General features: G+C 71.2%; 2 protein-coding genes. Both read right to left on the bottom strand.

Features of this window, described 5'->3' with window-relative positions:
• On the bottom strand, nt 1-359 hold a 359-nt coding region (locus IF99_RS0130220; RefSeq protein ID WP_031001689.1), incomplete at its 3' end, for a DUF742 domain-containing protein.
• Nucleotides 356-871, bottom strand: coding sequence for a roadblock/LC7 domain-containing protein (locus tag IF99_RS0130225; RefSeq protein ID WP_031001691.1), 516 nt, complete (start codon nt 869-871; stop codon nt 356-358). The genes IF99_RS0130220 and IF99_RS0130225, both read right to left, overlap by 4 nt.
• Nucleotides 872-1247 lie beyond the last annotated feature (376 nt).

Raw genomic sequence — 1247 nt, forward strand, 5'->3', positions numbered from 1 at the left:
GAAAGGGCTGCCAGCAGTTGGGGAGTCGGACCGGACCCTTCGCCGGTATCGGCATAGGGGTGGGTCAGGGGGACGACGAGGGCGTTGGCGTCAAGGAGATCGGATACGAGCACTTTGACGGCGGTCACGGGTCGGCCGAGTCGGCCCGCCAGTTCGACCACCGACCGTCGGCGCTGCCGGCACAGGGCGAGAATCTCCCCGCACTCCTCGGCCTGCGCCGGGCCGGGCCTGCCCGGCCCGGCTTCCAGCACGGTTTCCAGACCGAGCAGGTGCCGCGGCTTGGTACGCCCGCGCGTGAGGGTGTAGGTCCGCACGAACGCCGACTCCTCGGCCGCGGCCGCGCGACCGAACGTGGTCACCGGACCTCTCCGCCCGTGCCGACACGGACGGGGGTCACCATGTACGGAGCGAACCTCTGGACGAGGCGGCCCATCTCGAACCCGACGGTGCCCGCGTCGGCATCCCTGGTGGCGATGACGGCGAGGATGGTGTGCACCTCACCGCGTTCGGCACCGGGGTGGGTGTCGAAGACCGCGCTGCGCCCAGCGCTCTGGACGAAGAACAGGCAGTCGTCCCGCTCGATGATGACCTGCCGCGCCTGCCTCTTCTTGTGGCTGGGGCCGGTGATATTCGCCGCGAGGGAGGCAACCCCGCTGAAGGCGGCGGACAGCTCGTCCGCCCAGTCCTTGTCGACGTCACTGTCCAGCAGCCGTAGTCCGTCGCGCGAGAGCAGGACGGCGTGCGTGACACCCAGCGTCTCGGAGGTGAACTGACGGAGCAGCCAGGCCATGTCGTCCCGCTGTCCGCTGGTGGTCGTCGCGGATGCGGGCGTGCCGTCGGTCACGTTGCTCATCGTGGGGTGGGTGCTCATAAGGGTCGCTCCAGAAGGGGGAAGGGCCAGCCGATGTGCCGGGCCACCGGGAACGGACGGGTCAGGGGGTGGGGTGTTCTACCGAGGCAGGAGGGGAGCCAGCGGCGCCGCCGGCCTGGAGGCCGTTGCGGAAAGCGGCTGCGAGCCCGGGCGTCGCTGCGGCTAGGGGCGTCGCTGCGGCTAGGGGGGTTTGCTCCCGCTCGTGTGGCGGACGGAAAGACTTCGTCCGGCTTCTCCGGGTGGGCAGAGGGGGCGCGTCAGCCGAATGGCCCGCCTCCACGGTCGATACCTCAGCGGTGCCGGGATGTGCGCCCCGTGCTGCCCGCAGAGCGGCGGGAGTCGCGGCGACCTGCTGCGGCTGCGGCCCGGAGACGCG

Origin of the sequence: Streptomyces sp. NRRL F-5630 (assembly GCF_000719475.1) — a bacterium.
GTDB lineage: Bacteria > Actinomycetota > Actinomycetes > Streptomycetales > Streptomycetaceae > Streptomyces.

Bases quoted from the DNA above. Each gene is read 5' to 3' on its own strand.
- IF99_RS0130225 (WP_031001691.1), bottom strand. From the start codon at position 871: ATGAGCACCCACCCCACGATGAGCAACGTGACCGACGGCACGCCCGCA.